Genomic DNA, 24,088 nt, shown 5'->3' with positions numbered 1-24,088 from the left:
CGAGGTCGCACGGTGCGCGGTCCGGTGGGGTCTGCCCGACCTGCTTGCTACTCCGAGGCGTCCCGGGCAGCGCGGGTCCGGCGGACCATCAGCAGCACCAGGCCGCCGAGGAGCAGTGCGGCCGCGAGGCCGATGCCCGTGCCCATCGCGAGCGGCGACCCGGTGAACGCGAGCGCACCGGTGCCCGACCCGACCGGCGCGTGCGACGGGGTCGCCGCTGCGGTCGGGTCGGCGGTCGGGTCCGCTGCCGGGGTGACCGTGGCGGGTGCGGCCACGACGACGACCTCGATCGTGGTGGTCGACGCCGCGAAGGACGCGTCCCCGCTGTAGGACACCGTCACGGTGTTCGTCCCGACGGGCAGCGCATCGGTCTCGCAGCTCGTCTCGGGGAGCGTCGCCGTGCACAGGACGGTCCCGTCCGCCGCGGTGAAGGTCACCGTGCCGGTCGCGCCGGTCGGCAGGCCGGACGCACTGAGGCGGACCGTGGTGCCGACGACCGCGCGGGTCGTGTCGGTCGAGCCGACCAGCTCGGTCGGCTGCGCGGTCACGACGAGGTCGAAGGGGTCGCCCTCGGCCGGCTCGTAGTTGTCGTCGCCGCTGTACCGGGCGTGCACGCGGTAGGTGCCACCCGCGAGGTCGGCGGGGACGTCGCAGGTCGTGTCGGGCAGGGTCGCGGTGCAGAGCACGGTGCCGTCGTCGGTGACGTAGTCGATCGTCCCGGTGGCGTCCTTCGGCACGTTCGGGCTCCCGAGCGTGGTGGTCTCGCCGTGCGTCACGGTCACCGTCGTGTCGGTGCCGGGGCCGGACGGGTCGGACGGTCCACTCGGGTCCGTCGGGTCGGACGTGCCCGGCGTGATGGTGGTCACGGCCTTCCGGACGGTGAGGTCGACCGCCACGGCCGTGGAGCCCTCGTACCGACCGTCGCCCGAGTAGACCGCGGTCACCGAGTGCGTCCCGGCGGCGAGCCCGGAGACGTCGCAGCTCGTGGCCGGCAGGGTCGCCGTGCAGAGGACCTTCCCGCCGGCGCGGAACTCGACGGTCCCGGTCGGTGCGGGCCGGTCGCCGTCGACGGCGTCGAGGCCGTCGACCGCGAGGGTCACGGTCGCGCCGTACGTCGTGGACGCCGGCGTCGACGTCACGGTGATCGCGGTCGGGACCTTCGAGACGACGAGCGAGCCGTCGCCCGTGGCGGAGGCGTGGTCGGCGTCACCCTGGTAGGTCGCGGTGATCCCGCGGGTGCCGACCGTCGAGGTCGGGACGTCGCAGGACGCGACTCCGGAGGCGAGCGTCGCGGTGCAGAGCACGACGCCGGACTCGGTGTCCGTGAACACGACGGACCCGGTCGGCGTGGTCGCCCCGTCGGACTCCCCGGAGGCGACGCTCGCCGTCAGGGTGGCGCGGTCGCCGACGACCGCTGCGGCCGCACCGACCGAGACGGTGCTCGACTGCGGCTGGACCTCGACGGCACGGGTGACGGTCACGGCCTCGGCGTCGGTGGAGGCGACGACGGTCGAGACGGTGGCGGTGCGGGCGGCGCCGGACACCGTGTACGGGATCGTCAGCGTCGGCAGGACGGTGCCCGGCGTGCGGTCCGCCGCGGCCTGGTCGCACGTGACGACCTGACCGGCGGCGGTGCAGCTCCAGCCGTCGCCGCTCGCCGTGGCGACGTCGGGCGTGACACCCGTCGGGAAGGTGGTGGTGGTGCGCACGAGCTGCGCCTCCGAGCCACCGTCGGCCGACACGGTGGGGGTGAGGGTGTACGTGCCCGAGCCGGCGTGCGCGACCTTCGCCGTGCCTCCCGTCTGGGCGGTCAGCACCGGCACCGGACCGGCGACGGTCGTGGTCTTGAGTGCGTTGACCTCGTGCACGTCGTTCGATCCACCGGTGCCCGCGACCCATCCGTAGGTGAGCTTGTACGGGTACCCGGTGGTCTGGTCGACCCACGAGGACGGCACGCCCGCGACGTTGCTGCCGCCCTTCAGCGTGGGGAGCGCGCCGGCCAGGACCTGCCGGGTCCCACCGCTCGACGTGAAGACGACCTTGAACGTGCCCGGATCGACCGACACGTCCGTGTTCCCGGTGCCCTGCGCGCGCAGGGTCGAGGTCGTCGGGTTGATGACGATCTCGACGGGGACCTTCGCGGTGGTGCGGTCGGTCACCCCGGTCCGGCTGAGCGTGCCGTTGCCCGCGAGCGGGGTGCCCGCGGTCGTCGAGACGATGCAGTAGCCGTTCAGGCCGTTGCCGGGGCCCCGGACCGTGACGTTGTTCGCGTAGGCGGCAGCGGACGCGTCCGCGGTGCAGCCCGAGCCGCCGAACGCCTTGTTCGAGAAGTTGCCGAACCGGTCGAGGCCGACGCCGAGGTAGGCGTGGGAGAGCCCCGACGCCTTCGTGCCGATGGACGCGTTCTGACTGTCGGTGATGCTCGCGCTGTAGCCCAGCGAGCCGCCGAGGTACCCGATCTTCTCGGGGACCTCGGGGTTGTACGGGTCGGTCGCGGCGAGGTAGAAGACGATCCCGTCCGCGCCGTTGCCGTTGTACTGGTAGCTGTCGAAGACGGCGTCGATGCCCTTGGTGATCGGGACCGACTGGCGGGAGCCGACTCCGCCGGCCTTGTCGCCCTGCGCGGTCGTCAGGCGGAGCGCCCCGTTGCCGCTCGCGTCACGGACCGAACCGGAGGCGATGCCCTTGCCGTCCGTGGTGCAGGTCGGGATGCTGCCGTCGTTGCTGGTGCCGGCCGCCGGGGCCGCGGTGAGGCACGCCTCGTTCGCCGCGCCGGACTGCGTGGACGGCAGGAGGTAGCCGTCGCCGACCGAACCGGTCGTGAACCCCTCGTTCACGAAGGTGGTCTGCGCGGGAGCGGCGGCGGACGCGGTGGACGCACCCGCCCCCACGAGCGCGAGACCGGCGAGGCCGGCGACGACGACGCCGGAGAGGATGCTGCGAGCGCGCGCGACGGCACGCTTCTGGGGTTGTGTACGCACTGGAGCCCTGTTCAGTGAGAAGAGCGGTGCCGACGAGGAGCGTGCGCGCCCGGCTCGTCGGCTCGGGTCCTCACACCGTAGGGCCGGATCGGGTACCCGCGGGTCTCGAAACGACCGTTCGCACCACAACTGGGGACACGCCCGGGCCCGCGAGTCGCGTCGAGCGCTCGCGCTGGCCCCACTCCGGGTGGCCGCAGAGGCGGTCGGTGCTCAGTCGCCGTGGACGATGCAGACCGCGTCGAGGTCCATCGCGGCCTCGAGCGCGGCGGAGATCCCGGACTCGCCGTCCGCCCCCTCGGGCGTCACGGTGTCCACCCACCACAGCGGCGTCGACAGCGTCGGGGCGTCCGGCAGGATCCGCTCGACCTCGTCGAGGGCGTCCACGCGCCGCACCGCGAGCACGGTGATCACGGGGTGCGTGGCGTCCCGGCAGACCTGCATCATCGGGCCGTCGTCGAGCGCCCGGACACCCCAGGACTCATCGTGCAGGAGCAGTGCCTCGGCGACGTCGCGCGTCTCCACCGGCCCGCGGCAGAGCAGGGTGACGTCACGGGGCACGGTGACCGCCGAACACGTGCGAACCGTCCCCGACGTGGCCGTCCAGCGTGCCCTCGTCGTGCGCCGGGTCGAGCGGGGCACCACCGACGAGCTGCAGGAACCGGTCCTCGTCGATGCGGTCGAGGAACGCCTCAAGCGCTTCCCAGCCGTCGTCGAAGCGCACGACGAGACCGCCGCCGCCGAACGTCGAGGTGGTCGTGCGGGGCGGGGGCCACACGCCGTCCCGGTCGAGGAACTCGGTCGCCTCGGGTCCGACCACGACCGCCAGCGGAGCGGGTTCGCCGTGCGAGACGGCACGGACGAGGTGGTCGGCGTCGCCACGACGCTGCATCACCACACCGAAGACGGGTTCGACGTCCTCGGCGACGCGGTGCACGGCGTCGAGGAGCCGCGGCGCGAGCGTCTGGTCGGCGCCGTCCTCGGGGATCGTGAGCACGGCGGACATCGTCTCGACGACCACGCCGTCGAGCAGGTGCGCGGTCATCGTCGCCGAGAAGCCCTCGCCCACGGCGTACGACGTCGACACCGCCGGGGCCTCGTGCTTGGCGTACTGCGTGACGACCCAGCGGTCCCACGGCACGGTGAGCGGTTCGGCGGTGCCCCAGCGCGTCGGGCAGGTGCCGACCGTCTCGCAGAGGGCCTCGATCGCGGACCCGATGTCGATCGCGCGTTCGGCGTGGTGGCGCAGCGTGAGGTCGATGCTGATCTGCCGCACCGAGTCGCGCGCGACGGGGTGCTCCGGCGAGGGCGTGCCGACGAGCTCGGGGCCGCGGTGCACGAAGTCCTCGATGCGGGAGGCTGCGACGCCGGTCCGTCCGTCGCGGAGCGTGCCGTCGGGATCGGTGACGGCCCACGCGGCCCCGTACGCGCCGAGGGCGTGCCGGAGCGCCGGTGTGAGCGCGGAGCCGGCCCCGGTGCGGAGGACGACGAAGCGTCCGGACTCGGATGCCCGACGGAGCAGGGAGGCGAGCGCCTCGGTCAGCCACACCACCGGCGAGGCAGAGTCGACCACGATCGCGGGGCCGACCACGTCGTCGATGAGGGGATGTCTGACCATCCGGGTCCTCCTCGGGTTCGCGGGTCGCTCGATCCACCTGGACGGTACACACGGGGGCGACACCTGTCCGTCAGACGGACCGGCTCACAGCGGAGACACGGGTCCGGCCAGGAGGCGCGGTGCGGGTCGGCAGCGCCACGCTCGGCGGGCACTCGGCTGGCGTCCAGCGCAGAATCCGCTAGGCTTGCGACGTCCCGCTGAGCGGGGTGCGCGAGTGTAGTTCAATGGTAGAACTCCAGCTTCCCAAGCTGGTAGCGCGGGTTCGATTCCCGTCACTCGCTCCAACTAGCATCGTGCTGTGGAGTCCAAGCCGGCATCTGTCCTCAAGGCGATCAGGGCCGAGATCATCGCCGGTACGCTGCCACGCGGCTCCCGCCTGAAGGAAGACGCCCTGGCCGAACGCTTCGGGGTCTCACGGGTCCCCGTGCGTGAAGCACTCCGACAGCTGGAGACCGAGGGGTTCGTCGAGTCCGAGAAGTTCAAGGGCGTCCGCGTCGCCGACTCCTCGACCGAGGTCGTCATCGAGCTCATGCAGATCCGCCGCGGACTCGAGGTGCTGGCTGCCGAGCTCGCCGCTCGTCGCCAGGGCGGCGAGTGCGCCGACCTGCTGCGCGCCGTCGGTCACGAGGAACGGTCCGACCAGGAGATCGAGGCCGCGCAGTCGCCGCGGTTCGCGTTCCACGGGCTGGTGGCGCGCGCCGCGGGGAACAGCCGACTCGAGACGATGATCGACCACCTGATCCACCAGACTGCCTGGGCCTTCGAGCGCGTGACGCAGGACGAGGTGGCGTCGAGCAGCGATGACCACACCGCCGTCGCCGGCGCGATCCTGCGCGGCGCCTCGGTGCAAGCGGGCCTGCTGATGGACGAGCACCTGCGCCGCGACGAAGCGATCTACCGGGCGCTGAACCCGTAGGAACGTATACGAAACCCAACGAGGGACTTGGTCGGCGCCAGCCGTGATGCTTGAATGTCCGCGTGACACAGGCAGCCGTAACGAACCGTCTCGTGTTCGAAACCAGCCCGAAACAGCTTTTCGTATACAAAAGAGTGACCGCACGGTGCACCGCCCTCACTCTTCCCCCGCTGGAGTCACGAATGTCCGCTGTCACCCGCTCCACCGCACCAACCCGAACCGCGTCCGCCGCCCGACCCGAGGGCGGCATCGGATCCGCCCTCGACTCGATCGGCTTCACCCGGGCCCAGTTCTGGGTCCTCATGCTCATCCTCGCCGGGGAGTTCTTCGACACGCTCGAGCAGAACTCCGTCGGCGCGATGGCCACCAACATCAAGGCCTCGCTCGCCATCGGCGACGTGCAGCTCTCGACGATCAACACCGCCACCGTCCTGGGTGGCCTGGTCGGACGGTTCCTGGCCGGCTGGCTCGCCGACAAGTACGGCCGACGGTTCTCGCTCGGCCTCAACCTGCTCGTCTACACGCTCGGCGGCCTGCTCAGCGCGGTGTCGTTCAACTTCGACATGCTGCTCGTCAGTCGGTTCATCGTCGGCATCGGCGTCGGCGGCGAGTTCATGATCGGCATCGCGATGCTGTCCGAGATGGTGGCCACGAAGTACCGCGGTGGTCTCATCGCGACCATCAACGTCGGTGCCGGAGGCATCGGCAACTTCATCTCCTACGGCCTCTTCCTGCTGCTGCTCGGGCCGCTGGCCGTCCCGCTCGGTGGTGACGACCACGTCTGGCGCTGGACCTTCGTGATCCTCGCGATCCCCGCACTGTTCGTCGTCCTGTACCGCCGCAAGCTGCCCGAGACGCCGCGCTGGTTGCTCTCGAAGGGCCGTGTCGACGAGGCGAACCGATCGCTCGCGATCCTCGCTTCGAACACGCTCACGCCGCCCGCCGAGACCGCGCCCCCGGTGCGTCTGACGCCGGCTGACCTGCCCCCGGTCGCGCTGCACTCCTCGCCTGCCGCGGTCTTCCACAAGCTGGTGCTCCGCCGGACGATCGCGATCGGCGTCGCGTCGTGGATGGCCTTCGGCGTCCAGGTCACGCTGAACTTCCTGATGCCGACCCTGCTCGTCGAGCGCGGCTACACGGTGTCGCAGAGCCTGCTCTACACGATGATCATGAACATCGGTTCGCTCCTCGGGTGCACGGCAGCGGCACTCCTCGCCAACCGCGTCGGACGCCGGCCCCTCATCGCCGTCGCGGGCATCCTCGGCTGCCTCACCGCCCTGGCGTTCGCGGCGTTCGGCAACGACACCGCCGCGATCCTCGTGCTCGGCGCCCTCTTCCAGTTCTTCACGATGCTGACGAACACCACGCTCGCCGCCTGGACCGCCGAGGTCTACCCGACCGCGATCCGCGCATCCGGCGCCTCGATCGTCAACGGCATCGGCAACATCGCCGGAGCGGTCATGCCCTTCGCGGCCATCGCCCTGTACGGCTCGTGGGCCTTCGCCGGTGTCTTCGGACTCGCCGCCGTCATGTACGCGGTGCTCGTGGTCGCGTCGCGCTTCGCCCCCGAGACCCGCGGACGTTCCCTCGAGGACGTCAACGAGAACGCCCTCTCGACCTCCACCGCCTGACCGACGGCACCACCCGCACCACCCCGGTGGGCCGGACATCCCGGCCCACCACCCCACGATCGGAGAACACCATGGACACCCTGAAGATCTCGGCGACCGCGAACGGCCTGAACTACCTGCCCGAGTACGTCGCCGACGTCGGCGGACTGTTCGCCGAGCGCGGCCTGGCCGTCACCGCGAAGGCGTGCGACCCGTGGACCGGCGTGCTCGACGACATCGACTCGCACGAGGCCGACCTCGCGCTCGGCGGCCTGTGGGTCCCCGCGATGTACGCCGGCACCTCGAGGAAGCTCTCCGTCGTGGGACAGCTCAACCACGGGTTCCCGATGACCATCGTCGCCCGCGACGAGACCGCCCCGATCACCCTGGACTGGCTCGCCGGCAAGGTCGTCCTGGCGCCCGGGGCCGGCGGCAGCGCACCGTACGAGTTCACCGCCGGACTCGTCCGCGAGGCCGGGTTCGACGTCGCCGCGACCCGCTTCGTCCGTGACCTCTCCACCGCGATGCTCATCGAGCTCTACCAGGGCGGCCTCGGTGACGCGATCATCCTCGACCTCGTCTCCGCCCAGGAACTCGTCGCCGCCGGTGGGGGCACCATCGTATTCCGGCACCTCGACGCCGGTGGCGTGATGCCGAACAGCGTCTACTACACGCGCACGGACCGCATCGACGAGCTCGGCGACCGGGTCGACCGGTTCGTCGACGGCATCGCCGCCGCGATGGCCAAGATCACCGCGGGCGACGCCGACGCCGAGATCGCGGCCGTGCTCGCCGCCCGGTGGCCGGAGAAGGACGCTGCCCTGCTGCGGCGGGCCGCCGACGAGATGGCCGCCGGGGGCGTCTGGGACACCGCGGTCGTCGACCGCGAGGCCTCCGACCGCTGGATGCGCATCCTGTTCGACGGCGGGCTCACGACCCACACCCCGTCGCTCGAGGAGCTGCTCGGCGCCTCGACCGCCGTCGCCGCGTCGTGACCGTCGTCCTCGGCGCCGCCGACGTCGCCGGTCTCATCGACGCCGTCGACGTCGTCGGGGCCGTGGAGGCCGTCCACGCCGACCTCGGGACCGGCGCGATGCAGCAGCCGGCTCCGGTCGCCCTGACCGGCGCCGACGACGCGCTCTTCCTGCCGATGGCCGTGCGGTCCGACCGACTGGGGCTCGTCGCCGTCAAGCTGATGGCCGACATCCCCGAGAACAGCGCACGGGGGCTGCCCTCGCAGCGGTCGACGATCCTGGTGTCCTCGTCGGTGACGGGTGAGTGCGTGGCGGTCCTCGACGGCATGGCCATCACCCGGGCCCGGACCGCGGCGACCACCGTGGTCGCGACGAAGCACCTCGCCCGCTCGGGCAGCCGGACCCTCGGGATCCTCGGCGCGGGCAACCTCGCCGTCGAGCACGTCCGCGCGTTCGAGGCCGTGCGACCGTTCGAGCGGATCGTCCTCTGGTCGCGCTCGTCGGGAACGGTCGCCCGCTTCCTCGACGCCGTCGGCCCGGACGTCGCCGGGCGGTGCGGGGTGGTGCACGAGGCCCGTCGGGTGGTCGAGGGGTCCGACGTGCTCTGCACCCTCACGCCCTCGGTCGATCCCGTCGTCCGAGGAGCCTGGTTGCACGCGGGCCAGCACGTGAACGCGGTCGGAGCACGTCCGCGCCCGACCCACCGGGAGCTCGACGGCGCCGCGATGGCGCGCGGCACCCTGTTCGTCGACAGCCGTGCGACGGCGTGGACGAAGTCCGGCGACCTGCTCGAGGCCGTCGTCGAGGGGACGGTCCCGCAGGCCCTCCACCCCGCTGAGCTCGGCGAGGTCGTCGCCGGGCGTGCCCCGGGCCGGACCACGGACGACGAGGTCACCGTGTTCGACTCGGTCGGGCTCGGCGCGCAGGACCTCGCCGTCGCCGCCCGCGTGATCGAGCTCGCGCGGGAACGGCGCGTCGGGACGGAGGTCGCGGTCGCACGGGTCGGGGTACCGGTTCCCGGCAGGTGACCAGGGTCGGGCGGCAGGGTGCTGCCATGCGCCGTGCTCTCCCCCTGGTCGTCGCCGGCATCGTCGCCGCGCTCGCCCTGACCGGCTGCAGCGGCGGGAGCCCGGGCACCACCGTGACCGCACCGTCACCGACGCGCACACCCCCGTCCTCACCGACGCCGACGCCCTCGCCGACCCCGACCATCACCGCCGCCGACCGGGCTGCCGTCGCCCGCACCCTCGCCGACCTCGAGCGGGAGTACGACGCCACGGTCGGCGTCGTCGCGACCGACACCACCACCGGCGAGACCGTCGCGTACAACGGCGATCGCCGCTTCGGCTACGCGTCGACCCTCAAGGCGTTCGCGGCGGCGCAGTTCCTCCGCGCGGTGCACGGCGCCGACCGGGACGAGCGGGTGCGCTGGAGTGCGGCGGACGCCACCGCCGCCGGCCACTCCCCCGTCACGAGCGAGCACGTCGCCGACGGCCTGACGATCGCCCAGCTCGCCGAGGCCGCGGTCCGGCAGAGCGACAACCTGGCCCTGAACCTCGTCCTCGACCGCATCGGAGGCCCCGCGCGGCTCGACCGAGCACTGGCGGAGCTCGGGGACCGCACCACCGAGGTCGTGCACGACGAACCGGCCCTCAACACGATCGAGCCCGGCAGCACCGAGGACACCACGACCCCGGCGGCGTTCGCGGCGACGCTCGCCACCGTGCTCGACGGCCAGACGCTCGGACGCTCCGACACCGCGCTGCTCGAGCACTGGATGAGCGGCAACGCCACCGGCGACACCCTCGTCCGCGCAGGCGCTCCCGACGGCTGGACGGTGGTCGACAAGTCCGGCGGCGCGGGCGGCATCCGGAACGACGTCGCACGCGTGACCCGGCCGGACGGCCGCCCGATCGTCATCGCCGTCCTCACGACCCGCAACGCCCCCGACACCGCCTACGACGACGCCCTCGTCGCACGGTCCGCCGCGGCGGTGCTCGACGCGTTCGACGGCTGACGGCCGCCCGGCGTCACACGGCGTCATGCACGACACCTGTCGGGGACGCCGGGCAACTACGATCTGGTCATGTCCTCCCCCGACTCCCCCACGGTCGTCGTCGGCGCCGGCATCATCGGTCTGAGCACCGCGTGGCACCTCGCCGACCTCGGGCAGCGCGTCGTCCTCGTCGACAGCGGCCCCGCCGCCGGTGGCACGACGACCGCCGGTGCCGGGTTCGTGGGCCAGTGGGCAGCCGGGTACGCCTGGTACTGGAACGAGTCCGAACGCGACGTCGAGCAGTACGGCATCGACTTCTACCGGCGGCTGGCCGAGTCCGGCCACGGTCCGACGGGCTACCGCCGCAACGGGAACGTCTGGCTGACGGTCACCGAACAGGGCCGCGCGGACCACATCCCGCCGTTCGAGGACCACCCGCTGCGCCCGGCCGGTGCGCGGACGCTCACCCCGGCCGAGGCGGCCGACCTCGTCCCCGGACTCGACCCGTCCGCCGTGACGGCCGGCTTCCTGCACCCGGACGGCATCCAGATCAGCGCGCCCGACACGGCCGCCGCGCTGGTCAGTGCGCTGCGTGCGAAGGGCGTCGAGATCCGTGAGCACACCGCGGTCGCGGGCCTGGAGGCACGGGACGGCTCCGTCACGGGCGTCCGGACCGCGGGTGGCGAGGTCATCGACGCCGCGCGGGTCGTCCTCGCCGCCGGCAGCTGGACGAACGCCCTGCTCGCGCCCCTCGGTCGCGAGCTCCCGACGGTGCGCGTGGTCGCGAGTCGCCTCGTCACGAAGCCGTTCGGCCTGCCGGGCACGCTGCCGACCCTGATGCTCCCCGAGCTCGAGGGGCTCTGGATCCGGGAGCACCGCGGCGGCCTGACCTACGGCGCCGGGAGCGGGTACGAGGCGCTGCACGTCGGTGGCGCGGACCGGGGCACCGAACCCGCGCGCCGCCCGGTCCGGACGGACCTGCTCGACGCCATGCGGACCTCCGTGCACCCGATCGTCGCGCGGCTCCTCCCAGCGGCGGCGGGCGTGCTCGGAGCGGACGAGACCCCGACGCAGGGCGTGGTGTCGATGACCGCCGACCGGAACTTCATCGTCGGCCCGGTCCCCGAGCTCGCCGGGCTCGTGGTTGCGGGCGGGGACAACGAGTCCGGCGTCACCCACGGCCCCGGTCTCGGCCGGATCGCCGCCGAGCTGAGCGTCGCGGGGACGACCACCCTCGGCGACGCGAGCCGGTACGACCCCGCACGCTTCCCGGCCCGTGCGCCGAGCGAGGCCGACGTCGTGGCGATGATGCCGGCCCGACGCGAGGCCGATGCCCGACGCGCCGGAGCGACGGCATGAGCGACCGGACGACGACGCACGTCGTGATCGGCGGCGGGGTCGTCGGCGCCGCCACCGCGTACGCCCTCACGCTCCGCGGCGAGCGCGTCGTGCTCGTCGAGCAGCACGAGCGGGGGCACCACCGGGGGTCGTCGCACGGCGCCACCCGGATCTTCCGGCAGGGCTACGCCGATGCCGAGTACGTCGCACTGACCACCCGGGCGCTCGCACTGTGGGAGGCGCTCGAGGCTGCGGCGGGCGAGGAGCTGATCGTCCGGACGGGCGCTGTCGACCACGGGCGGCCCGCGGTCGTCGACGCCATCGCCACGGCGCTCGCGGACGCCGGCATCCCCCACGAGACCCTCAGCCCGGACGCCGCCGCCGCGCGCTGGCCGGGCATCGCGTTCGAGGGGCACGTCCTGACGCACGCGACCGCGGGACGGATCCGGTCCGACCGCGCGATCGAGGTGTTCCTCACGCTGGCCGACCGCACGGGGCTCGCCGACCTCCGCTTCGACACCCGGGTCACCGGGCTCGAGGACCACGGCGACGAGGTGACCGTGGCGCTGTCCGACGGGTCCACCCACCGCACGTCCTCGGTGATCGCGGCCGTGGGGTCGTGGGCACCCACGCTGGTGGGCGACCTGCTCGCGGAACGCGGGGCGCGCCTCCCGGCCCTCCGTGTCACGCAGGAGCAGCCCGCCCACTTCCCCAGCCACCTGCCGGACGAGGCGTGGCCGAGCTTCGTGCACTGGGCCGACGGCGACGACGTGTACGGCCTGCTGACCCCGGGCGAGGGCGTCAAGGTCGGGTTCCACGGCACCGGCCCCGTGGTCGACCCCGACCACCGCGACTTCACCCCCGTGCCCGCCGAGGCCGAGCGCCTGCAGGCGTACGTCGCCCGGTACGTGCCGGGGGTCGACGCGACGAAGCCGACGTTCATCAGCTGCCTGTACGACAACTCCCCCGACGAGGACTTCGTGATCGACCGTCGAGGTCCGGTCACGGTCGCGACCGGGTTCTCCGGCCACGGCTTCAAGTTCGCTCCGTTGCTCGGCGACATGATCGCCGACCTCGCGACCGACGGGCCACCACCCCCGGCCCGCTTCTCCCTCTCGAAGCACCACCCCACTCCCTCAGGACCATGACGACCCGACTCCTCAGCGCCATCGCGCTCACCGCCACCGCCGCCGCCGTGCTCACCGGTTGCGCGTCCACCGGCTCGTCCGGCACGGACGCCGTCGACGGGCTCGTCGTCGGCACCACCGACGTCGTGACGTCCCTCGACCCGGCCGGCGCCTGGGACCGCGGGAGCTACACGGTGCAGACGCAGCTCTACCAGCACCTGCTCACCTACCCCGCCGGGAAGACCACGACCAGACCCGAGGTCGCGAAGTCCTGCGACTTCACCGACGGCACGCACTACGTGTGCGAGATCCGGGACGGCCTCACGTTCTCGAACGGTGACGACCTGACCGCCAAGGACGTGGTGTTCTCGTTCGAGCGCCAGGTGTCCCTCGGGTCGACGAACGGCCCGGGCTCGCTGCTGGCCAACATGGCGTCCGTGTCGGCGTCGGGCAGCACCGTGACGTTCACCCTGAAGCAGGCGGACGACCAGACGTTCCCGTACGTGCTCGCGAGCATGGCGGGAGCGATCGTGGACTCGAAGGTGTTCTCCGCGACGAAGGTGCACGCGAACGACGGGGTCGTCGGCTCCGGGCCCTACGCGCTGCAGGACGCCGCGGACGGCGGGGCGACGATCGCCCTCACCGCGAACACTCGGTACGACGGCGACGCGCCGGCCACGAAGAGCGTGACGATCAAGCAGTACACGAAGTCCGCGGACCTCAAGCTCGCCGTGCAGAAGGGGGACGCCGACGTCGCCTACCGCCAGCTCACCCCGACCGAGGTGACGTCGCTGTCCTCGGACGACTCGCTGCAGACCGTGCACGGCGACTCCGGCGAGGTCCGGTTCCTGGCGTTCAACCTGCAGACGATGCCCGGGAAGGACGCCGCGCAGAAGCAGGCGATCCGGCAGGCCGTCGCGGCGACGATCGACCGCGAGGCGATCGCGAAGGACGTCTACCAGGGCGCCTACACCCCGGCGTACTCGATCGTGCCGAACGGGTTCCAGGGCGCGACCGAGGCGTTCGAGGACGCGTACGACGGCGCCGACGCGAAATCGATCCTGCGTGATGCCGGTGTGACCACTCCGGTGCGGCTGCCGATCGAGTACACGACCGACCACTACGGCTCGGGCTCCGACGACGAGTACGCGCTCATCCAGCAGCAGCTCGAGGACACCGGCCTGTTCACGGTCGACCTGCAGTCGGCCAGCTGGGACACCTACGTCGGGAACGTCGGCAAGGGCGAGTACCCCGTGTTCCAGCTCGGCTTCTTCCAGGACTACCCGGACGCCTCGTCGTACCTGACCCCGGCGTACGGCGCGACCGACGTGAACCTGCTCGCGAACCACTTCGACGACGCCACGGTGAACGGCCTCGTCGCGTCGCAGGCCGTCGAGCCGGACGCGGCGAAGCGGAAGCAGCAGATCGAGCAGATCCAGCAGGACACCGCCGAGTCGGTGCCGCTCATCCCGCTGCTCGCCGGGCAGGAGAACGTCGTCGGGCAGGGGTCGCTGACCGGGCTGTCGAAGTCGGTCGACGCGTCCGGCGAGTTCCGGATCTGGGAGATCGGTCGCTCGTGAGCAGCTCCCCGCTGCGCGCCGCCGTCCGCGCCCGCATGCCCGCCGGGCTCGACGACCTCGCCGCGCTCGTCGCGATCCCGTCGGTCCACGACCCCGCCGTGCAGTCGCTCGACGACTGCCACCGGGTCGCGGAGGCCGTGCGGGTCGCGTTCGGCGACCTCGGCCTGGAGGCGCGACTCGCCACCACCGCGGACGGCTCGCGGGCGGTCATCGCGACCCACCCCGCGCCGGCCGGGGCGCCGACGGTGCTGCTCTACGCGCACCACGACGTGCAGCCCGCGGGCGACCTCGCGGCCTGGACGAGCGATCCGTGGACCCTGACACCGCGGGACGGGCGGCTCTACGGTCGCGGCGCGGCGGACTGCAAGGGCGGGATCGTCACGCACCTCGTGGCACTCCGGGCGCTGCTCGACGTGCACGGGGCGTTCCCGGTCGGGCTCGTCGTGGTCGTCGAGGGTTCGGAGGAGCAGGGCACCGACGGCCTCGAGCAGTACGTGTCGTCGCACGCCGCCGACTTCCGGCACGTGGGCACCGCCGTCGTGATGGACGCCGGGAACGCCGCGGTCGGGGTGCCGGCGCTCGTGAGGACGCTCCGGGGCACCGCGTTCGTCGAGCTCCGGGTCCGCGCGCTGCGGGGCACCGTGCACTCCGGGATGTTCGGCGGGGCGGCGCCGGACGCGATCGCGGTGCTGGTCGCGCTCCTCGCCACGCTCCGAGACGAGGTCGGGGACACCACGGTCGACGGCCTCGACGCCTCGCAGACCTGGGACGGCCTGCCGTACGACGCCGACCGGTTCGCCGCCGACGCCGGGCTGCTCGACGGCGCGGTGCCGATCGGCTCGGCGGACCCGGCGTCCCAGGTCTGGGCACGCCCGGCCCTCACGGTCGTGGGCATCGACGCCCCGGCGGTCGCGGGGTCCTCGCCGGCCGTGCAGGCGACCGCCGGTGCCGCGCTGAACCTCCGCGTGCCGCCGGGTGTCGACCCCGCGGCAGCCGGCGAGCTGCTCGTCGCGCACCTGCTGCGTCGCGCACCGGCCGGCGTCGAGGTGACGGCTCGGGTCACCGGGGTGGGCGCCGGGTTCCGTGCCGAGGGCGGTCCGTCGTCGGCGGCGTTCCGCGCGGCGCTCTCGGAGGCGTACGACGGCGCCCCGGTCGGGTCGCTCGGCGGCGGCGGCTCGATCCCGCTGTGCGCGACGCTCGAGCGGGCGATCCCGGACGTCGAGGTGATCCTGGCCGGGGTGTCCGAGCCGGCGGCGAACGTGCACGGCCCGGACGAGAGCGTCGACCCGTCCGAGATCGAGCACATGGCCCTGGCCGAGGCGCTCTTCCTCGCCTCGCTCACCACCCCCTGACCCCGCGGCGGCCGATCACGCCGCGGGTGGGTGTCCGTGTTCGGTCTCGGCCGTGACCGTTCTGGTTCACGAATCCCGGGTCTCGCGAACCAGAACGTTCACCGACGCTGGCCGATGGCGGGTCCCGTGCAGGTGACGGACGGCGCCGCTCACCCGGGGCGTCCGGCCGTCCGAACCGCCGCTGCCGTCCGAGCGGGCCGGACCACCCGGCCCGTCCGGACCACCCGGGCCGTCCGGACCACCCGGGCCGTCCGGGGCGCACGGGCCGTCCGGGGCGCACGGGCCGTCCGGGGCGCACGGGCCGTCCGGGCCTTCGGGCCGTCCGGGGCGCACGAGGCGCCCGGGCAGTCCGGGGCGTCCGGGGCGCGCGGGCCGTCCGCTACGGTGGTGCCGTGCGCATCGTGGTGGCTCCGGACTCGTTCAAGGGGACCGCGACGGCGGCCGAGATCGCAGCGGCCTTGCGCGACGGCTGGCTCGCCGAACGTCCGGGCGACGAGGTCGTCCTGGCACCGATGGCGGACGGCGGCGAGGGCACGCTCGACGCCTTCGAGACGGCGATCCCGCTGGCCGTCCGGGTGCCGATCACCGTCACCGGTCCCGCCGGCGTCCCCGTCGACACGCACTGGCTGCAGCTGCCCGACGGCCGCGCCGTGGTCGAGCTCGCCGCCACGAGCGGACTCCCCCTGCTGCCCGAGGTCCTGCCCGACACCGCGACGAGCCGGGGCTTCGGCGAGGCGATCGCCGCCGCCCTCGACGACGGGGCGGCCGGGCTCGTGCTCGGCATCGGCGGCAGCGCCTCGACCGACGGCGGCGCCGACGCCCTGATCGGGCTGGGAGCACTCATCCATATCGATCCCGCGGTCCCCGAACACCCGCCTCGACCGCGTCAGGGGGCCGAGCTGCTCGACGACGTCACCGGCGTCGACACCACGTGGATGCGCCGGCTGCCGGAGCACGGCGCCGTCGTGCTGACCGACGTGACCTCGCCCCTGCTCGGACCGACCGGCGCCGCGGCGGTGTTCGGCCCACAGAAGGGCATCGCACCGGAACGGATCGCCGCCTTCGACGCCCGGCTGGCCGACTGGGCGCGCTGCTTCCCCGACGTCGACCCGACGACCCCCGGGGCCGGAGCGGCCGGCGGTGTCGGGTTCGGACTGCTCGCCTGGGGTGCGACGCTGGCGGGCGGAGCGGCCGCCGTCGCCGAGGTCCTCGGGCTGCCGGCGCTCCTCGACGGCGCCGACGTCGTGATCACCGGCGAGGGCCGGTACGACGGGCAGTCCGCGGCCGGCAAGGTACCGAGCGTGGTGCGGACCCTCGCATCGACGCACGCACCGGCTGCCCGGGCGATGCTCGTGGCCGGTGCGATCGACGCCGCGCTCGACGACTTCGACGCTGCCGCCTCGCTCACCGTGCTGGCCACGCAGACGACGGGCGAGCCGGACGACGCCCTCGCCGACCCGCTGCGCTTCGCCCGGATCGCCGGCCAGCGACTCGCCCGCCTGGCCTGACGCCCGGCGAGCCCGGCGCCCGCACGCGACACGCCCGCATTCCGTGCAGGGGTGCCCCAACGGGACCTCCCACCCGATGGCGCGCTCCACCACACTGGTGGAGGGCCGGAACCGGCCCGGACGCACCACCCACGAGGAGACCATGCGCACCGTCAACGCGTACGCCGCACCGTCGGCCACCGAGCCGCTCGTCAAGACCACCATCACCCGTCGCGACGTCGGCCCGAACGACGTCGAGATCGACATCGCCTACGCCGGCATCTGCCACTCGGACATCCACACCGTCCGCGGCGAGTGGGGCGAGATCCAGTACCCGCAGGTCGTCGGCCACGAGATCGTCGGCCACGTCACCTCCGTCGGGGAGAACGTCACCAAGCACCAGGTCGGCGACCGCGTCGGCGTCGGCTGCATGGTGAACTCCTGCGGCGAGTGCGAGAACTGTGTCAAGGGCGAGGAGCAGTACTGCCTCAAGGGCAACATCCAGACCTACGCCGGCGTCGACCCCGCCGACGGCAGCATCACCCAGGGCGGCTACTCGCAGGCCGTCGTCGTGAACGAGGACTTCGTCCTCCGCGTCCCAGAGTCGCTCGACATCGAGAAGGTCGCGCCGCTGCTCTGCGCCGGCATCACCACCTACTCGCCGCTGCACCACTGGGGCGTCGGCCCCGGCTCGAAGGTCGCCGTGATCGGCATGGGCGGGCTCGGCCACATGGCCGTGAAGATCGCCGTCGCACTCGGCGCCGAGGTCACCGTCCTGTCGCAGACCACCTCCAAGCAGGAGGACTCGCTCCGCTTCGGCGCGACGGCCCACTACGCGACGAAGGACCCGGAGACGTTCGAGAAGCTCGCGAGCTCCTTCGAGCTGATCATCAACACGGTCTCCGCGAAGATCCCGATGGGTGCCTACCTCGGCCTCCTCAAGGTCGACGGCACCCTCGTCAACGTCGGCGCACCGTCCGAGCCGCTCGAGGTCCCGGCGTTCGCCCTGATCCCGCGCCGGCTCAGCTGGGCCGGGTCCGCGATCGGCGGCATCCGCGAGACCCAGGAGATGCTCGACTTCTGCGCCGAGCACGGGATCCTGCCGGAGACCGAGCTCATCAGCGCCGACCAGATCAACGAGGCCTACGAGCGCGTCCTGTCCTCGGACGTCCGCTACCGCTTCGTGATCGACGCGGCGACGCTCGCCTAGTACGCGACCACCGACGCGACGGGAGGCGCGGTGCCGGCTGGCACCGCGCCTCCCGTCCGTCCCGCGGTCTGTCCACACAACGCGAGCCGGTCGTCCGGCTGGCGCAGCTGACGGGCCGGGCACAGCCACCCACGCCAGACTCGATCCATGAGCAGCACGGCGGACGAGGGTCCCGCGTCCCTCGTGTCCGTCGCCGGGACGGACACCGACACCGCGGTCGCCGACCTCGCCGGCATGTACGCCGGCCGCGCCTGGCACTCCGGCCGCACCGACGGCGACTACTGGTACCGCTACGTCGGGATCGGCGACGAGCGCATGAGCGTCCGACGGTCGCAGATGCACGGGTCCCTCCGCGGGGACGTCGCCGTCCAGGGCGAGGTCGTCGTGCAGTGGATCGACGCCGGCACCGCCACCGTGGACGTCGGCGGTGACGCCGTCCAGATGCAACCGGGCGTCCCGACGCTGTTCCCGATCGAGCGCCGCTTCGACGTCGAGTACCGCGACTGGGACCAGCGGCTCGTGCACCTCGACCGCGACCTCGTGCTCGACGTCGCGTCCGAGCGGTACCTCGTCGACGACACCGTCGACTTCGACCGCTCCACACCGCCGACGGCCGCGGCGATCACCCGGTGGCGCGGAGCGGTCGCCACGTCGGTGCAGGCACTCCGCACCTCGGGGAGCGGTTCGCTGGCCTGGCACGAGTCGCAGCGCGCGGTGACGTCGGCGCTGCTCGACCTCTACCGCTTCCGTGCCGAGGCGGTCCCGCCGGGGTGGGGCGAGCACCGCAACGCGCGCATCCGAGCTGCCGTCGAGTACCTGCACGCCCACGCGCACGAGCCCCTCACCGTGTCGGACGTCGCCCGGGTCGCCGACCTCAGCGTCCGCGGGCTGCAGGAGGCGTTCCAGCGCACGCTCGACCGGTCGCCGATGCAGTACCTGCGCGAGGTCCGTCTCCGTCGCGCCCACGAGGACCTCCTCGCCGCCCACCTCGGTCAGGTCTCCGTCGCGGACGTCGCTGCGCGGTGGGGCTTCACGCACATGGGCCGGTTCTCGGGCGAGTACCTGCGGCGGTTCGGGGAGTACCCGAAGCAGACGCTCCGCCGCTAACCGACCTCGTCGCCGGACGGCAACGCCGTGCACCAGTCCACGGACCCGGCGTCGACGCTCGCCTCGAGCGCGCCGGAAGACGCGTCGACGATGCTCACGAGCACGCCGCCGGCCGACTTCGTCGCCACGGCGACGAACTGCCCGTTCGGGGACGGGCAGACGGCCGTGACGCTCGCGTCGTCGGGGACGGAGACGGGCAGCCTGGAGGCGCGGCTCCCCTCCACGCGCACGATGCGTTGGGCGAGCGTCCCGTCGGCACGCACGTCGCCCACCACCCGCAGGTAGCCGTCGTCGGTGAGCGGGGCGATCCGGCCGAGGTACGCCGCGTCGGTGCTGCCGGCCGGTGCCCGCAGCGCGGTTCGCTTCCCGTCCGTCAGGTCGAGGCGGACGATCCCCGTGCCGGTCTCGACCACCGCCGTGGTGCCGGTGCCGACGAAGCCGTGCAGGTACGTGGCGCTCCCCAGCCGGACGGGGTCGGTCCGCCCGCTCATGTCGACGAGCACGAGGTCGTCGCTGCCGGTGCGGACGAGGGCGCTCTCCGTGCGGGGCACGTACGCCCACTGCCCGACGCTCATCGGGACCGCCCCCGTCCTCGGCTTCCCGCTCGCGTCGATCGCGGTCGGCAGGTGGGTGCCGGTCATGTCGACGACGTAGAGCCCGACGTTGCGCGACTGACCGGTGGACGTGTCGGCGTACTCGAAGCCGAACGAGGCGCCGTCGTCGGCGGCGTGCAGGGCCGTGACACGTCCCTCGGCGGTCGGGAGCGTCAGGTGCTCGACCGGGAGGTCCTCGTCCTGCACCCCGCCGGCGAGCGGCACGATGTCGACCGACGACCCGGCGTCCGTGCCGCTCACCACGACGAGCGACCGGCCGAGGCGGACGTACTCCGAGATGCCGGTGCCCTCGTACACGGTCGTCGAGCCCCCGGCGTCGAGGGACCGGCGGACGATGCGGTCCTTCCCGCCGGCGGCACCCGGGACCAGCGCGAGCACGTCGGTGCTGCCCGTGCGGATCGAGGTGCGGAGGTCGGCGGTCGCACGCTGCCCCGGCGCCCGGACGCCCGCGACCGAGATCTCGTACGAGCGGTCGTAGGCCAGGGGCCCGGTGAACTCGACCGCGATGGTGTTGCCGCTCGACGTCACGGTGTGCGCCGCTGCCGGACTGACCCGGACGTCCTGCGCCGACACGCGCTCGATCGCCTGGTTCGCGGTGAGGATCACGCGCTGTGCCGGTCGGGACACCAGGCCGGAGGCGTCGTACGACACGTCGCGCAGCCGTGGGCCCTGCTGCGACCCGACGACCGCCGCGGCGCTGGCGACGACGACGAACACCAGCACGGTCGCGACGAGGCGACGGCGGAAGCGGTTCCGGGGGCGTTCTCGCAGCTCAGTACTCATACGGGTCCTCGGGCTGCTCGACGCCCCGCACCGTGGCGGCGCGGATGACGATGCGGGCGTCGGCCGACTGGTCCGGGTTGGCGGCGAGCGCTCCGCGGACCCGGACCCACGCGCCCTGACCCGGGACCGTCCCGTCGGTGTCGACCCCGATCCCGACGGGTTGGGCGTCCACCGCGCAGCAGCTGATCACGAACCGGGTGAGGGTGAAGGACCCGTCCGCGCCCGAGACGACGAAGCCCGTCAGGTCGACCCGTTTGCCGACGAGCGACGTGGTGTCGGTCGTCTGCCGGATGAGGGCGGCCCAGTCCTTGACGCCGTACTCCGAGGTGTCGACCGAGGTACTGCCGAGCAGGGACACCGCGGCCTGGGACCCGGTGGCGTTCGACAGGGTCGCCGAGTCGACGCTCCGCTGCTGCGCGGTGCGGGCGGACAGCGTCGTCGGAGGCAGGACCAGCATGGCGGCGGTGACCCCGATGGTGACGAGCGCGGCCACGCCGCTGAGGACGATCCGTGTGCGGCGAGCCGCGCCTCCTGGGCGGTGGTCGTGCCCCTCGTCGTGATCGTGACCGTGTCCGCGCGCGGTCACCACGAGGCCGGCGATCGACGCGGGCACCGCGACGGCCGCGAGCACGACCGTGAAGACCGAGTAGCGCGGGTTGATGTACAGGTCGAGGTGCCCGGCGAGGGCGAGCCACAGCGTGCACAGCGCCACCGCGAGCACGGACCCGAGGCCGAGGGACGACGACAGGCGGGACTCAGACGAGGACATTCATCACCAACCCGACGGTCGCGGCGAACAGGACGCAGACGACGGCGAGCAGCACCAGGAAGCGCGCACGGAACGTCGTCCGGAGGAGGGCGATCATCTTCACGTCGATGATCGGCCCGATGATGAGGAACGCGGTGATCGACCCGGGGAGGAACGTCGACGCGAAGGACAGCGCGAAGAAGGCGTCGACGTTCGAGCACAGGGAGACCGTCATCGCGAGGAGCATCATCGCCGCGACGGAGAGCACCGGGTTCGCGCCGATCGACACGAGAGTGGACCGGGGCACGGCGACCTGGATCGCTGCGGCGAGCCCGGCGCCGACGAACAGCGCGGGCATCATCGTCGCGGTCTCGCCGCCGAACTGCGCGGCACTGTCCCGCCAGCGGTTCCGGGACCGAGGGGCACCGACGGCCGCTCGGCAGCGGGCCTCGAACGCGGGCAGCAGCAGCTCGGTCGGACGACGGTGCGCGGCGACGATCCAGCCGACGAGGTTCGCGATGACGAAACCGCCGACGATGCGCACGGGCAGGATCCAGCCGGACCACCCGAACGCCTGGGCGGTGCTGATGATCACGAGCGGGTTGAGGATCGGGGCGGCGACGAGGAAGGTGACGGCCTCGGCGGGTGTGAAGCCGCGCATCATGAGGCCGCGGGCGAGTGGCACGTTCCCGCACTCGCACACCGGGAAGAGCATGCCGATCAGGGAGATCACGGCCCGGCGCGGGATCGGGCGCTGCGGTAGGACCTTCTCGAGCGCGCCGACGGGGACCCACACCTCGACGACGATGGACAGCAGGATGCCGAGCACCACGAACGGCAGGGACTCGACGACGACGCTGATCGCGAGCGTGAGGAAGTCCTGCACGACGTCGGGCAGACCCGCGGTGCCGACGGCCGGCGAGAGCAGGCGGATCCCGAGCAGCACGGCGACGGCGAGCAGCACCAGCCCGGGGCCGGTGAGGCTCCGGGAGCGGGACGCGGCGGTGGGGCGCTGCTGCGGCGGCGTGGTCGTCGTCACCGGGCAAGGATAGGCCGCTCGCGCGCTCCTACGGTGAGCGCCGCGCGAGCCCGTCGAGGTGCCGGTCGAGCACGTCGATCGCCCAGTCGCCGGACTCCCCCGGGGCGAGCCGCACGAGGTGCATCGCGAGCCCGTCGATCAGGGCGTGCAGCCGACGGACCTCGTACTCGCGATCGGCCGCCGGGACGCCCACGAGCTCGAGCACCTCCTCGCTCCACTCCCGCATCTCGACCACGACCAGGTCGAGCGCCGGCCGCAGTTCGGCGTCCGTGAGGGCCGCGTTCGCGAGCGCCAGGTACACCTCGAGCTCGATGACCCGCTCGTCGTCGAGGGGCAGCAGCTCGAGCAGGAGCTGGTGCGCGCGCTCGCGGGTCGGCAGCCCCTCGGGGATCGCGGCGATCCGTTCCCGGGTGCGGTCGAACACGAGCGTGATGGTGTGCTCGCGCAGGCTCGACTGCGTCGGGAAGACGTAGCGGACGGTGCTCGGCGGCAGCCCGGCCTCGGCCGCGACGTTCCGCACGCTCAGCGCGCCGAGGCCGTCACGGGCGAGGACCCGCCACGCCGCTTCGGACACGGAGCGACGTCGTTCCTCGATGTCGATGCTCCTGGCCACGGGCCAATACTCGCACAGTCGTACGAGTTCGTGCTACCGTGGAGTTCGTTGTCGCACAGTCGTGCGACTTGCGGAACGAGATCGAAGGGAGACCGTCATGGCGTGGACAGTCCTCGTCCTGTCGGGCGTGCTCGAGGCAGTGTGGGCCACTGCGCTGAGCGCATCGAACGGCTTCAAGAAGGTCGTGCCGACGATCGTGTTCGTCGTCGGCATGGCACTCAGCATGGTGGGGTTGGCGTTCGCCATGAAGGAGATCCCGGTCGGCACCGCCTACGCGGTCTGGGTCGGCATCGGCGCATCGCTCACCGTGATCGTCGCGATCCTCCGCGGGCAGGAGGCCGCGTCCGTCGCCCGGGTCGCCCTCGTGCTCGGGCTCGTGGCCTGCGTCATCGGCCTGAAGGTGGTGAGCTGAGGTGCCGTGGATCGTCCTGTTCGTCAGCGCCGCGCTCGAGACCGTGTGGGCCACCGCCCTCGGTGCGAGCGACGGCTTCACCGAGCTCCGTCCGACGATCGTCTTCGCGATCACCATCGTGGTGAGCCTCGGGGCCTTCGGGTACGTGCTCAAGCACATCCCGATCAGCACCGCCTACGCGGTGTGGACGGGGACCGGAGCGGCGCTCACGGTCCTCTGGGGCATGGCCACCGGCGCGGAGCCCGTGACGGCGCTCCGCGTGCTGCTCATCGCCGGGATCGTCGGCTGCGTCGTCGGCCTGAAGCTCGTCCCGGCCCGCCCGGCGCACGCCTCTACCAAGCCGCGAGACTCGGCCCCGCGGACACTTCCGCGCGAGGAACGCGCGAGTTCTGTCCGGTAGCCCGAGACTCGCGACGGCGAGGTGGGTGGCGACCCGAGACGGACTGGAGGCGGGGGGGGCGCGGGGCCCCCCCCCCCCCGCCCGGGGGGGGGGGGGGGGGGGCCCCCGGGCCGCGGCGGGGGGGGGGGGGAGGGGGTGGGGGGGGGGGGGCCCGCCCCCCCCCGGGCGGGGGGGGGGGCGCGGGGC

21 protein-coding genes and 1 tRNA gene are annotated in these 24,088 nt (G+C 73.0%); 15 read left to right on the top strand and 7 right to left on the bottom strand.

Annotation, left to right across the window (positions count from 1 at the left end):
• Positions 1–47: 47 nt before the first annotated feature.
• The 3 genes from ACIPKM_RS03590 to ACIPKM_RS03580 form a co-directional block, all read right to left on the bottom strand.
• A complete protein-coding gene (locus ACIPKM_RS03590) occupies positions 48–2,981 on the bottom strand; it encodes an Ig-like domain repeat protein (protein ID WP_402736193.1) in 2,934 nt (977 codons plus the stop codon).
• A 210-nt stretch (positions 2,982–3,191) separates the two neighbouring features.
• On the bottom strand, positions 3,192–3,539 hold the full coding sequence (locus ACIPKM_RS03585) for a hypothetical protein (RefSeq protein WP_070417120.1): 348 nt from the start codon (positions 3,537–3,539) through the stop codon (positions 3,192–3,194).
• The gene (locus ACIPKM_RS03580) at positions 3,529–4,596 is read right to left on the bottom strand and encodes a DUF6177 family protein (RefSeq protein WP_402736192.1); all 1,068 of its coding nucleotides are present in this window, start codon (positions 4,594–4,596) and stop codon (positions 3,529–3,531) included. The genes ACIPKM_RS03585 and ACIPKM_RS03580 overlap by 11 nt, the downstream gene beginning before the upstream one ends.
• A 210-nt stretch (positions 4,597–4,806) precedes the next feature.
• On the opposite strand from ACIPKM_RS03580, the gene ACIPKM_RS03575 reads away from it, so the two are divergent.
• The 13 genes from ACIPKM_RS03575 (at position 4,807) to ACIPKM_RS03515 (ending at position 19,293) form a co-directional block, all read left to right on the top strand.
• A tRNA-Gly gene (locus tag ACIPKM_RS03575) sits at positions 4,807–4,880 on the top strand.
• A 14-nt stretch (positions 4,881–4,894) separates the two neighbouring features.
• The gene (locus ACIPKM_RS03570; protein ID WP_070417122.1) at positions 4,895–5,512 is read left to right on the top strand and encodes a GntR family transcriptional regulator; all 618 of its coding nucleotides are present in this window, start codon (positions 4,895–4,897) and stop codon (positions 5,510–5,512) included.
• 182 nt (positions 5,513–5,694) lie between these two features.
• Positions 5,695–7,143 carry an MFS transporter gene (locus ACIPKM_RS03565; protein ID WP_402736191.1) on the top strand — a complete coding sequence of 483 codons (1,449 nt, stop codon included), beginning with the start codon at positions 5,695–5,697 and terminating at the stop codon, positions 7,141–7,143.
• 71 nt (positions 7,144–7,214) lie between these two features.
• Positions 7,215–8,117 (top strand): ABC transporter substrate-binding protein, encoded by a 903-nt coding sequence (locus ACIPKM_RS03560; protein WP_071294374.1) that lies wholly within the window; start codon positions 7,215–7,217, stop codon positions 8,115–8,117.
• Positions 8,114–9,124 carry an ornithine cyclodeaminase family protein gene (locus ACIPKM_RS03555; protein WP_402736190.1) on the top strand — a complete coding sequence of 337 codons (1,011 nt, stop codon included), beginning with the start codon at positions 8,114–8,116 and terminating at the stop codon, positions 9,122–9,124. Before ACIPKM_RS03560 ends, ACIPKM_RS03555 begins: the two co-directional genes overlap by 4 nt.
• A 26-nt stretch (positions 9,125–9,150) precedes the next feature.
• On the top strand, positions 9,151–10,113 hold the full coding sequence (bla, locus tag ACIPKM_RS03550) for a class A beta-lactamase (RefSeq protein WP_402736189.1): 963 nt from the start codon (positions 9,151–9,153) through the stop codon (positions 10,111–10,113).
• Positions 10,114–10,182: 69 nt separating this feature from the next.
• The gene (locus ACIPKM_RS03545) at positions 10,183–11,451 is read left to right on the top strand and encodes an NAD(P)/FAD-dependent oxidoreductase (protein WP_402736188.1); all 1,269 of its coding nucleotides are present in this window, start codon (positions 10,183–10,185) and stop codon (positions 11,449–11,451) included.
• Positions 11,448–12,578 carry an FAD-dependent oxidoreductase gene (locus ACIPKM_RS03540; protein WP_402736187.1) on the top strand — a complete coding sequence of 377 codons (1,131 nt, stop codon included), beginning with the start codon at positions 11,448–11,450 and terminating at the stop codon, positions 12,576–12,578. The genes ACIPKM_RS03545 and ACIPKM_RS03540 overlap by 4 nt, the downstream gene beginning before the upstream one ends.
• On the top strand, positions 12,575–14,137 hold the full coding sequence (locus ACIPKM_RS03535; protein WP_402736186.1) for an ABC transporter substrate-binding protein: 1,563 nt from the start codon (positions 12,575–12,577) through the stop codon (positions 14,135–14,137). The genes ACIPKM_RS03540 and ACIPKM_RS03535 overlap by 4 nt, the downstream gene beginning before the upstream one ends.
• Positions 14,134–15,489: a M20/M25/M40 family metallo-hydrolase gene (locus tag ACIPKM_RS03530; RefSeq protein WP_402736185.1), complete on the top strand. Its 1,356-nt coding sequence runs from the start codon at positions 14,134–14,136 to the stop codon at positions 15,487–15,489. The genes ACIPKM_RS03535 and ACIPKM_RS03530 overlap by 4 nt, the downstream gene beginning before the upstream one ends.
• 392 nt (positions 15,490–15,881) lie before the next feature.
• Entirely contained in the window at positions 15,882–16,997 is a 1,116-nt protein-coding gene (locus tag ACIPKM_RS03525) for a glycerate kinase (RefSeq protein WP_402736184.1), read from the top strand.
• A gap of 142 nt (positions 16,998–17,139) precedes the next feature.
• A complete protein-coding gene (locus ACIPKM_RS03520) occupies positions 17,140–18,186 on the top strand; it encodes an NAD(P)-dependent alcohol dehydrogenase (protein WP_071296525.1) in 1,047 nt (348 codons plus the stop codon).
• A 147-nt stretch (positions 18,187–18,333) separates the two neighbouring features.
• Positions 18,334–19,293 (top strand): AraC family transcriptional regulator, encoded by a 960-nt coding sequence (locus ACIPKM_RS03515; protein ID WP_071295513.1) that lies wholly within the window; start codon positions 18,334–18,336, stop codon positions 19,291–19,293.
• Here the strand turns inward: ACIPKM_RS03515 and ACIPKM_RS03510 are convergent.
• From ACIPKM_RS03510 to ACIPKM_RS03495, 4 genes are read right to left on the bottom strand one after another with little or no spacing between them, the layout of a single operon-like run.
• Positions 19,290–20,690: a hypothetical protein gene (locus ACIPKM_RS03510; RefSeq protein WP_402736183.1), complete on the bottom strand. Its 1,401-nt coding sequence runs from the start codon at positions 20,688–20,690 to the stop codon at positions 19,290–19,292. The two genes, ACIPKM_RS03515 and ACIPKM_RS03510, sit on opposite strands and share 4 nt — an antisense overlap.
• Positions 20,680–21,459 carry a TIGR03943 family putative permease subunit gene (locus ACIPKM_RS03505; protein ID WP_402736182.1) on the bottom strand — a complete coding sequence of 260 codons (780 nt, stop codon included), beginning with the start codon at positions 21,457–21,459 and terminating at the stop codon, positions 20,680–20,682. The genes ACIPKM_RS03510 and ACIPKM_RS03505 overlap by 11 nt, the downstream gene beginning before the upstream one ends.
• Positions 21,446–22,477 carry a permease gene (locus tag ACIPKM_RS03500; RefSeq protein WP_071303407.1) on the bottom strand — a complete coding sequence of 344 codons (1,032 nt, stop codon included), beginning with the start codon at positions 22,475–22,477 and terminating at the stop codon, positions 21,446–21,448. The genes ACIPKM_RS03505 and ACIPKM_RS03500 overlap by 14 nt, the downstream gene beginning before the upstream one ends.
• 28 nt (positions 22,478–22,505) lie before the next feature.
• The gene (locus ACIPKM_RS03495; RefSeq protein ID WP_402736181.1) at positions 22,506–23,090 is read right to left on the bottom strand and encodes a TetR/AcrR family transcriptional regulator; all 585 of its coding nucleotides are present in this window, start codon (positions 23,088–23,090) and stop codon (positions 22,506–22,508) included.
• A gap of 97 nt (positions 23,091–23,187) precedes the next feature.
• Here ACIPKM_RS03495 and ACIPKM_RS03490 point away from each other — a divergent pair, with 97 nt between their 5' ends.
• Both ACIPKM_RS03490 and ACIPKM_RS03485 read left to right on the top strand, forming a co-directional pair.
• Positions 23,188–23,502: a multidrug efflux SMR transporter gene (locus tag ACIPKM_RS03490; RefSeq protein ID WP_092384760.1), complete on the top strand. Its 315-nt coding sequence runs from the start codon at positions 23,188–23,190 to the stop codon at positions 23,500–23,502.
• Position 23,503: 1 nt separating this feature from the next.
• On the top strand, positions 23,504–23,902 hold the full coding sequence (locus tag ACIPKM_RS03485; protein WP_402736180.1) for a DMT family transporter: 399 nt from the start codon (positions 23,504–23,506) through the stop codon (positions 23,900–23,902).
• The last annotated feature ends 186 nt before the right edge of the window (positions 23,903–24,088 follow it).

The organism is Curtobacterium sp. NPDC086286 (assembly GCF_044746255.1).
Classification (GTDB): Bacteria; Actinomycetota; Actinomycetes; order Actinomycetales; family Microbacteriaceae; genus Curtobacterium.
The sequence above is the reverse complement of the archived record's forward strand: the minus strand, read 5'-3'. Positions and strand labels throughout refer to the sequence as shown.

Bases quoted from the DNA above. Each gene is read 5' to 3' on its own strand.
- ACIPKM_RS03510 (WP_402736183.1), bottom strand. From the start codon at position 20,690: ATGAGTACTGAGCTGCGAGAACGCCCCCGGAACCGCTTCCGCCGTCGC.
- ACIPKM_RS03535 (WP_402736186.1), top strand. From the start codon at position 12,575: ATGACGACCCGACTCCTCAGCGCCATCGCGCTCACCGCCACCGCCGCC.
- bla (WP_402736189.1), top strand. From the start codon at position 9,151: ATGCGCCGTGCTCTCCCCCTGGTCGTCGCCGGCATCGTCGCCGCGCTC.
- ACIPKM_RS03520 (WP_071296525.1), top strand. From the start codon at position 17,140: ATGCGCACCGTCAACGCGTACGCCGCACCGTCGGCCACCGAGCCGCTC.
- ACIPKM_RS03565 (WP_402736191.1), top strand. From the start codon at position 5,695: ATGTCCGCTGTCACCCGCTCCACCGCACCAACCCGAACCGCGTCCGCC.
- ACIPKM_RS03505 (WP_402736182.1), bottom strand. From the start codon at position 21,459: ATGTCCTCGTCTGAGTCCCGCCTGTCGTCGTCCCTCGGCCTCGGGTCC.
- ACIPKM_RS03515 (WP_071295513.1), top strand. From the start codon at position 18,334: ATGAGCAGCACGGCGGACGAGGGTCCCGCGTCCCTCGTGTCCGTCGCC.
- ACIPKM_RS03545 (WP_402736188.1), top strand. From the start codon at position 10,183: ATGTCCTCCCCCGACTCCCCCACGGTCGTCGTCGGCGCCGGCATCATC.
- ACIPKM_RS03490 (WP_092384760.1), top strand. From the start codon at position 23,188: ATGGCGTGGACAGTCCTCGTCCTGTCGGGCGTGCTCGAGGCAGTGTGG.
- ACIPKM_RS03540 (WP_402736187.1), top strand. From the start codon at position 11,448: ATGAGCGACCGGACGACGACGCACGTCGTGATCGGCGGCGGGGTCGTC.
- ACIPKM_RS03580 (WP_402736192.1), bottom strand. From the start codon at position 4,596: ATGGTCAGACATCCCCTCATCGACGACGTGGTCGGCCCCGCGATCGTG.
- ACIPKM_RS03560 (WP_071294374.1), top strand. From the start codon at position 7,215: ATGGACACCCTGAAGATCTCGGCGACCGCGAACGGCCTGAACTACCTG.